This is a genomic window from Parvibaculum sp. (assembly GCF_040882025.1).
Lineage (GTDB): Bacteria > Pseudomonadota > Alphaproteobacteria > Parvibaculales > Parvibaculaceae > Parvibaculum.
Map to the genome: position 1 here is coordinate 1 of NZ_JBBECC010000028.1, position 7,575 is coordinate 7,575.

Below are 7,575 nucleotides of genomic sequence, written 5' to 3' on the forward strand. Positions count from 1 at the left end.
ATATCGATGCGCGCGTCAAGAAGGTGATTGATCGCCGCGGCAGACGATGCCGCAGACGATGAAGGGGTTCGACATGGCCGAGGACGACGCGACAAAGCCCGCCGGCAAGCTGCCCGCCAAAACGGCGGCGAAGCCGGCCGCCGCCAAGGCGCCGGGCAAGGCCGTGGCGCGGCTCGCCCCGGCGCCGAACCCCGAAGGCTCGCTGTCGCGCTATCTGCAGGAAATCCGCAAATTCCCGATGCTGGAGCCGCAGCAGGAATACATGCTGGCCAAGCGCTGGCGCGAACACGAAGACGCGGAGGCAGCCCACCAGCTGGTGACTTCGCATCTGCGGCTCGTCGCCAAGATCGCCATGGGCTATCGCGGCTACGGGCTCCCGATCGGCGAGGTGATTTCGGAAGGCAATGTCGGGCTGATGCAGGCGGTGAAGCGCTTCGAGCCCGAGCGCGGCTTTCGCCTCGCGACCTATGCGATGTGGTGGATCCGCGCCTCGATCCAGGAATATATCCTGCGCTCCTGGTCGCTGGTGAAAATGGGCACGACCGCGGCGCAGAAGAAGCTCTTTTTCAACCTGCGGCGCGTGAAGGGCCAGATCCAGGCGATCGAGGAAGGCGACCTGCGCCCCGAACAGGTGAAGGAAATTTCCGAGCGCCTCGGCGTCACCGAAGACGAAGTGATTTCGATGAACCGGCGCATGTCGGGCCCGGACAATTCGCTGAACGCGCCCTTGCGGCAGGATTCCGAAAGCGGCGAGTGGCAGGACTGGCTGGTGGACGACACCGCCGACCAGGAAACCATGCTGGGCGAGGAACAGGAACTCGACCAGCGCCGCGAAATGCTGGCGGCCGCGATGGAAACGCTGAACGAGCGCGAGATGCATATTCTGACCGAGCGGCGGCTGAAGGACGAGCCGGCGACGCTGGAGGACCTCAGCCAGGAATACGGGATTTCCCGCGAGCGCGTCCGCCAGATCGAGGTCCGCGCCTTCGAGAAGCTGCAAAAGGCGATGAAAGCCGCGATGCGCGCCGAGGCCGACGAACGCCGCGAGGCGCTGGCGGATTTTTGATCCGCAGGCGGAGTTTTTCTCTTCCACCCTCCCCCCTGTGGGAGGGTCGGAATTTGTCGAGCGTCAGCGAGGCAAATTGCGGGGAGGGGTAAGCAAGGAACTTCAGCGCATAATCGATCACGCGCCATTCGCCGATAGCGGAGCACCCCTCCCCAAACGGCTTGCAGCCGTTTGACCCTCCCACAGGGGGAGGGTAGGCGCTAAAATGAGGCGCATGATGGATCAGCGTGCTCGAAATTTGCGCCGGAACATGACCGATGCCGAGCGGCGGCTCTGGGGCCGATTGCGCAACGATGCGCTCGGCTACCGGTTTCGTCGTCAGCATCCGCTTGGCGTCTATGTCGTGGACTTCGTCTGTCTCGAGCGAAGGCTGGTGGTCGAGGTCGATGGTGGCCAGCACAACGAGCCCGCCGGACTCGCACATGATGCGCGGCGAACGGAATGGCTGGAAGCCGATGGCTATGAGATTCTTCGCTTCTGGAACAACGACGCGCTCGCCCGAACCGACGATGTCGTCGAAACCATCTGGCACGCGCTCCGAAAGCCGCGTGAGGATCTCCCGCCCGCCAAACGCTGAAACCAAACACCCACCCTCCCCCTGTGGGGCAATTATCACCTTGACGTAGCAGCCTGCTATTCCTAGATCGGAATGGACAGGCCGGCGTTTTGTGGTGACCCCGCAAGGAAAACTAAAGTGGCAAAGAGAGCCGCCAACAAAGAGGAGATCATTTCGGTTTCGCCGGGCGCCTTGCGCCGCGCGGTTGAGGAGGAGTTGGAGGAGTTTTTTTCTTATTCGAGTGTTGAAGGGCTTGTGCGACTTGAGGCCAACGTAATATCTGGCGGCGTGCTTGCGCGCTTATCCCCGGGACCGGATAGCTCTGGTTCAGCGCGCCGGTCAAGGTCGCGAGGATCGAAAGCGCGTCGATAGTAGAAGATCGGGCCTCCTCAAGATCGCGTTTTTTCCAGACCATCACGGACGCACGGTCCAGGTCGGGGAACATCTTGGCCTTACGCCCACGGCTCATTTCGAAGTTGGTTGTTGCTACTCCAACTTCAAACTCTCGGAGGGCGGCGGGATTGATCAACATCAATGCGTCGGGAACCTCGTCCGAGATGCCCCATATTTGATGCGCGAAGTTGTTTCTGTTTCGCCGTGTCGGAGCCAGCGCTTTCTCGACGGCCTGCACTAGCAGGTAGTCGTTTTTCGGCAGGCTGACGCGAGACGCTGCCATCAATGCCGCTCTTCTTGCTTCGCCTCCTGCGAGAGCCTCATACATCGCCATACCGGCACGGGGCTCCGCCCTGAGAAGATCAACAATTATAACCGACCAGTTGTATTCAATTTGCGAACCGAGACTGATAGTATCCATCACGATGCAGCAAAGGTCGGGATAGCGTTTCAAGGCGTCAGGGCCCCACTTGATTCCGGCCTTGGACTTCACGCGAGAAAGAGGCTGCGCTGGCATATTTGGCTCGTATTGGTTGGTCATGGCGACTGGGAAAAAAGGGCGAGAAGTGGACGAATTGCCCGACGCTTGGGATCGTTTCGAGCGCGCCGTCGACGTGGCGCTGAAAACGCCGCCGATTCACAAAGAAGCGCCGAAGCCGAAGCGCAAACCGAAAAAGAAGCCCGCCAAGTAGGTGGGCTCTATCTGACACTCTCAAGCCAAATCCGTAACTGTAGCGCCATAGACTTGGCATCTTTTTTTGAGAGCGTCAGCGGAATTATGACGCCTCGATCTTGTTCTGGGAGGTCCGCAAGCAATGTCAGAGCAAGATCATCCCCACGAGGGGCGGTCTGGACTCCGTTCACACGAATGGTTGTTCCGGCTCGCAGTGAGTTTTGATCAATCGGCGTTGCGCTCTGGGGCGATAACATGGCTTGAGCGCCCACAACTAGTGACGCTAGGGAGCGTTGAGAAAGAACGATTGCCCTGTGCTCGCCGTCATCGCGAGTGAACATCAATCGGACTCGTTCCCCATCCTCTGACGTAAAGAATTGTACGCCATCGGCATCGAAATCATTGAGGTGCGAAGACATCGGTTCCCCCCGAACGGTTAGCGTGGACGCTTCATCTTGGGCCCGTGGTAGCGCTTGCCCTTATGCGGCTGTTTGGCCGTTAATCCGCCGATAGGTAAGGCGCTTGCCGACGATGCCGGGAATGGATTTCTCGAAGCGCTCAACGTCGCCGACGCCAAGGGCTTCGCGCTCGTTATAGCGATAGTCAAACTCGGCAAGGTAGCGCTTCAAGTGCTGCTGCGAGACGTGATGGAACGTGCCGGTGATGCCGCGTTTCAGGATCGAAAAGTAATTCTCGATTGTGTTTGTGTGGGCCTCGCCGCGCACGTACTCACCCGCGCCGTGGTTCACGGTCTGGTGGGCAAAGTCCTTGTGCATGTGGCGGTACTGGCCTGCATCGTCGGTCATGAGAAATGTCTTGGCGTCAACTTGAGCGACAAGGATCGGACGCAACGTCTTGGCGCTGACGCCGGGGACGTGCTGCGAGCGGACCTGCCCCTTGCGCTCCACAAGGGCAAAGACGGGCTCCTTGCCCATGCCGCCGATGTTCTTGCTGTTGCGCTTGGAGCGGTGCTTGTTTGTCTCTTTGCCGCCGATATAGGTTTCGTCAGCTTCAACGAATTTGCCTTCGCCGCCCATCGGGGTAAGCGACGTGGGGCGCAGGCTTTCGCGGATACGGTGGCAGAGGAACCAAGCGGACTTCTTGCTGATCCCGAGCAGGCGGCCGATCTCAAGGGCGCTCATGCCCTTCTTTGACGCCATCATGAGGTGCGTCGCGGCAAGCCACTTGTTGAGCGGGATCTTGGAACGCTCGTACAGCGTCCCGACCGTGACCGTGAAGGGCTGGCGGCAGGCGTTGCACTGATAGAGGCCGGGACGGTGAGACGCACCCTGCATGAGCGTGGCTTCATCGACGGTGCCACATTTCGGGCAAATCGGGCCGTCTTTCCAAAGCCGGGCCTCAAGCCACTCGCGGGCCTTGTCGGCGTCATGGAAGATCGGATTTGAAAGTGCGGCTTTGCTCATGGGTCTATCTCCTATGAGCAATAATCTAGGTATTGCACCTTACTACGTCAAGGTGATAATCGCCCCCTGTGGGAGGGTCAAACCGCTGCAAGCGGTTTGGGGAGGGGGACTCCGCTATCGGCAGAGAACGCGTTACTGGTTATGCGCCGAGATTCTCCGCTCACCCCTCCCCGAAATTTACTTCGCTGACGCTCAGAAAATTTCGACCCTCCCACAGAGGGAGGGTGGGAATTTGGCGTGAGGCACAGCCCATATTGCCGGCCACCCGCCGGCGTTAATTGCGCTGTGCCGCCGCGAATTGCGCTATGCTCGCCCGGGGGCGGATTGGGACCGACGGATGACGGAACAGGATCCGCAACGCAGCCGGGAGGCCGGCACCGCCATGCAAGGCGGCGCGCGGGCGCTGCCGATGCAGGCCGAAACCGCGCTGGCGGTCATGGCCGTGCTGGCGCTGCTCTACACGGCCTGGCTGGCGCAGAATCTCGTCGCGCCGATCGTGGCGGCCGTGATCGCGAGCTTCATCTTCATGCCGCTCCTGCGCGCCGCGCCCTTCCGCTTCCTGCCCGAGCCCGTCTCGGCCGCCCTCGTCGTCGCGACGCTGACCGGCGCCTTCGCGGGCGCCGTCTATATGCTCGCCGAGCCCGCCGTCGAATGGGCGACGCGCATTCCCGCCGCCATCGAGGACGCCAAACTCAAGTCGAGCGAACTCGCCGAGCCGGTCGAAACGATGCGCCGCGTCTCGCGCGAGATGGAGGAACTGGGGCGGGAGGCGGGCGCGCCGGCCGAAGTCGTGATGCGCCAGCCCGGCCTGATGGCGCAGCTCGTCGACGTGGCGGCGCAAAAGGGCGCCTCGATCCTGATCTTCATCGTGCTGCTCTATTTCCTGCTGGCGAGCGGCGAGATGCTGCGCGACCGCATCATCCATGCGGCCAAACGCCTGACCGACAAGGAGAAGGCGCGGCGCATCCTGCGCGGCATCGAACGCGAAATCTCGACCTATCTGCTCTCGATCACGCTGATCAATGCCGGGCTCGGCGTGGCCGTCGGCCTGTCGATGTGGGCGCTGGGCTTGCCCAACGCACTGCTCTGGGGCGTGGCGGCCGCGCTCCTCAACTACATTCCCTATGCGGGGCCGCTTGCCGGCATGGCGCTGATGGGCTTTGCCGCTTTCATCACCTTCGACAGCCTCGTCCAGGCGCTGGCCGTGCCCGCGATCTATCTTTTCTGGAACATCGTCGAGTCGCAATTCGTGACGCCGTCGGTGCTGGGGCGCCGCCACACGCTGAACGCGGCGGTGGTCTTCGTCTCGATCGTTTTCTGGGGCTGGATGTGGGGCGTGATCGGCGCGGTGCTGGCGGTGCCGATCCTCGTCATCCTCAACACCTGCTTCGCGCAGAGCGAGCGCTTGCGGAAGTTCAGCTATTTCATCGACGGCAGCCCGACGCCGGCGCCCGCGCCGCTGCCGGACGCGGAGGAAAAGACGGGTGCGGGCGGGACGCGTGGAATACCGCTCAGGCCGTGATGCCGGCCGGACAGGAAATGCCGAGGCCCCCCAGGCCGCAATAACCGCCGGGGTTTTTCGCGAGGTACTGCTGGTGGTAGTCCTCGGCGAAATAGAATTGCGGCGCGTCGAGGATTTCGGTGGTGATGTCGGGGAAGCCGCGCTTTTGAAGCTCGGCCGCATAGGCCGCGCGCGAGGCCTCGGCGGCCTTGCGCTGCGCCTCGCTTGTCACATAGATGCCGGAGCGATATTGCGTGCCGACATCATTGCCCTGGCGCATGCCTTGCGTCGGGTTGTGGCTCTCCCAGAAAAGTTTCAGCAGCGCCTCGTAGGCGACCTTTGTCGGGTCGAAGACGACGCGCACGACCTCGTTGTGGCCGGTGCGGCCCGAACAGACTTCCTCATAGGTCGGGTTGGGCGTGAGGCCGGCCGCGTAGCCCGCCGCCGTGACCGAAACGCCCGGCACCTCCCAGAACTTGCGCTCGGCGCCCCAGAAACAGCCAAGGCCGAACATCGCGGTCTCATGGCCGGCGGGATATGGCCCTTTCAGCGCCGCGCCATTGACGAAATGGCGTGTCGCGGTCGGGATCTCGAAGTCGCGCCCCGGCAGCGCATCGGCCGGGGCCGGCATTTCGGTCTTCTTGCGCAGGTTGAACATGGGCGAACCTCCCTTCAGGGGGCGGGTGGGGGCAGGCTTATGATGTAGGCGAGCTTAGGCGCGCCGAAAAGGCCTGTCAGCCCTCAAAGAAGATGGTCGATCGGCAGGAAATAGCCGATCCAGGTCAGGATCTGCGCCATCACGCCCGTATTGGGCTCGCTGTCGAGGCGCAGCGGCGGCTCGACGCTTTCATCGTGCCAGATCAGACGCGGCGGCTCCATGGTGACGCGCCAGCTATTGACCGGCGCGATGTCCCAGGCGATCGCGCCGAGAACCCGGGCGGCCAGAACCGGGCTGTCGATCAGGATGCCGATTTCCGAATTGTAGAGAATGGAGCGGTGATCGAGATTGAACGAGCCGAGAAAGACATGGCGCCGGTCGAAGACCATGGTCTTGGGATGGAGCGTCGTCTTTTCGGGCACGATGCCGAGCTGGGCCATGCCGCGGGCGTTCTGCGGCACGTTCTTCAATTCGTAAAGCTCGACATCGCGGTAGAGGAAGCGCCGCCGGTCGCGCGCATAGCCGTAATGGACGATCGCGGAATCGGTCGAGGCGAGCGAATTGGTCTGCAGGACCATATGCACGCCCCGGGCCCTGGCCGCCTCAAGCGCCGCCGCGCGGGGCCCGGTCAGCATCACATAGGACATCTGCACGACGACCTCCTGTTGCGCCGCGCCGAGTTGCGTCAGCAGCATGTCTTCGATGCGCGGCACCGGCAGGCGGGCGGGCCCGGCAAAGACCGGCCCCGGCGATGTCAGCGCCAGCGTCCCCGGCGCCCAGACGAGACGGCCGCGCAGATCGTTGAATTTTTCGGCAAGTTCCGCGCCCTCGATGCGGCGCGGCAGCGGAAATTCATCGCGCGCCAGTTCCGGCGCCTCGGCCCAGACCGTGCCGGCATTGACGGAAGAGGCATCGTCGCGCGCGAAATCGCGCGCCGGCACCGCATAGGGATCGTTCCAGAAGGCATCGAAGCTCGCCGAAATCTCCGCCGTCAGCGGCCCGGCAATAACGACATCGCGGTCGAGGAAGTAGTTCGTCGCGTCGAGACCGAAATAGGCGTCGTTGACATTGCGGCCGCCGACAATGGCGAGCGTATTGTCGACCGCGACGATCTTGTTGTGCATGCGCTGGTTGAGGCGCGCGAAATCGAACAGAAGTTCGGTGTAGCGCAAGAGGCCGGAGCGGAAGGAGGTCCGGAAGGGATTGTAGATGCGCACCTCGACATTCGGATGACGCGCGATCCGCTTCAGCGGCGCCGCCCCGGTCCCGATGTGAAAGCCGTCGACCAGTGCGCGCACGCGCAC

The 7,575-nt window shown here is 62.6% G+C and carries 8 protein-coding genes; 4 read left to right on the top strand and 4 right to left on the bottom strand.

Going from position 1 to position 7,575, the window contains the following annotated elements; genetic code table 11:
* Nucleotides 1-163 precede the first annotated feature (163 nt).
* Both rpoH and WEB61_RS02095 read left to right on the top strand, forming a co-directional pair.
* Nucleotides 164-1,066 (top strand): RNA polymerase sigma factor RpoH, encoded by a 903-nt coding sequence (gene rpoH / locus WEB61_RS02090; protein WP_368062682.1) that lies wholly within the window; start codon nt 164-166, stop codon nt 1,064-1,066.
* 205 nt (nt 1,067-1,271) lie between these two features.
* Nucleotides 1,272-1,643, top strand: a complete 372-nt coding sequence (locus tag WEB61_RS02095) for an endonuclease domain-containing protein (RefSeq protein WP_368062675.1) — start codon at nt 1,272-1,274, stop codon at nt 1,641-1,643.
* Between the two features lie 148 nt (nt 1,644-1,791).
* Here the strand turns inward: WEB61_RS02095 and WEB61_RS02100 are convergent, their stop codons facing one another.
* Nucleotides 1,792-2,556 (bottom strand): hypothetical protein, encoded by a 765-nt coding sequence (locus tag WEB61_RS02100; protein WP_368062676.1) that lies wholly within the window; start codon nt 2,554-2,556, stop codon nt 1,792-1,794.
* Nucleotides 2,557-2,581: 25 nt separating this feature from the next.
* Between WEB61_RS02100 and WEB61_RS02105 the strand changes: the two genes are divergently transcribed.
* Nucleotides 2,582-2,707 (top strand): hypothetical protein, encoded by a 126-nt coding sequence (locus WEB61_RS02105; RefSeq protein WP_368062677.1) that lies wholly within the window; start codon nt 2,582-2,584, stop codon nt 2,705-2,707.
* 460 nt (nt 2,708-3,167) lie between these two features.
* Here the strand turns inward: WEB61_RS02105 and WEB61_RS02110 are convergent, their stop codons facing one another.
* Nucleotides 3,168-4,112 (bottom strand): IS1595 family transposase, encoded by a 945-nt coding sequence (locus WEB61_RS02110; RefSeq protein ID WP_368062678.1) that lies wholly within the window; start codon nt 4,110-4,112, stop codon nt 3,168-3,170.
* A gap of 337 nt (nt 4,113-4,449) precedes the next feature.
* Between WEB61_RS02110 and WEB61_RS02115 the strand changes: the two genes are divergently transcribed.
* Nucleotides 4,450-5,634: an AI-2E family transporter gene (locus WEB61_RS02115; RefSeq protein WP_368062679.1), complete on the top strand. Its 1,185-nt coding sequence runs from the start codon at nt 4,450-4,452 to the stop codon at nt 5,632-5,634.
* Here the strand turns inward: WEB61_RS02115 and msrA are convergent.
* Nucleotides 5,624-6,271, bottom strand: coding sequence for a peptide-methionine (S)-S-oxide reductase MsrA (gene msrA, locus WEB61_RS02120; protein ID WP_368062680.1), 648 nt, complete (start codon nt 6,269-6,271; stop codon nt 5,624-5,626). The two genes, WEB61_RS02115 and msrA, sit on opposite strands and share 11 nt — an antisense overlap.
* An 83-nt stretch (nt 6,272-6,354) precedes the next feature.
* The coding region (locus WEB61_RS02125; RefSeq protein ID WP_368062681.1) for a phospholipase D family protein at nt 6,355-7,575 on the bottom strand (1,221 nt) is incomplete at its 5' end.

Bases quoted from the DNA above. Each gene is read 5' to 3' on its own strand.
- WEB61_RS02095 (WP_368062675.1), top strand. From the start codon at position 1,272: ATGAGGCGCATGATGGATCAGCGTGCTCGAAATTTGCGCCGGAACATG.
- WEB61_RS02100 (WP_368062676.1), bottom strand. From the start codon at position 2,556: ATGACCAACCAATACGAGCCAAATATGCCAGCGCAGCCTCTTTCTCGC.
- WEB61_RS02110 (WP_368062678.1), bottom strand. From the start codon at position 4,112: ATGAGCAAAGCCGCACTTTCAAATCCGATCTTCCATGACGCCGACAAG.
- WEB61_RS02115 (WP_368062679.1), top strand. From the start codon at position 4,450: ATGACGGAACAGGATCCGCAACGCAGCCGGGAGGCCGGCACCGCCATG.
- msrA (WP_368062680.1), bottom strand. From the start codon at position 6,271: ATGTTCAACCTGCGCAAGAAGACCGAAATGCCGGCCCCGGCCGATGCG.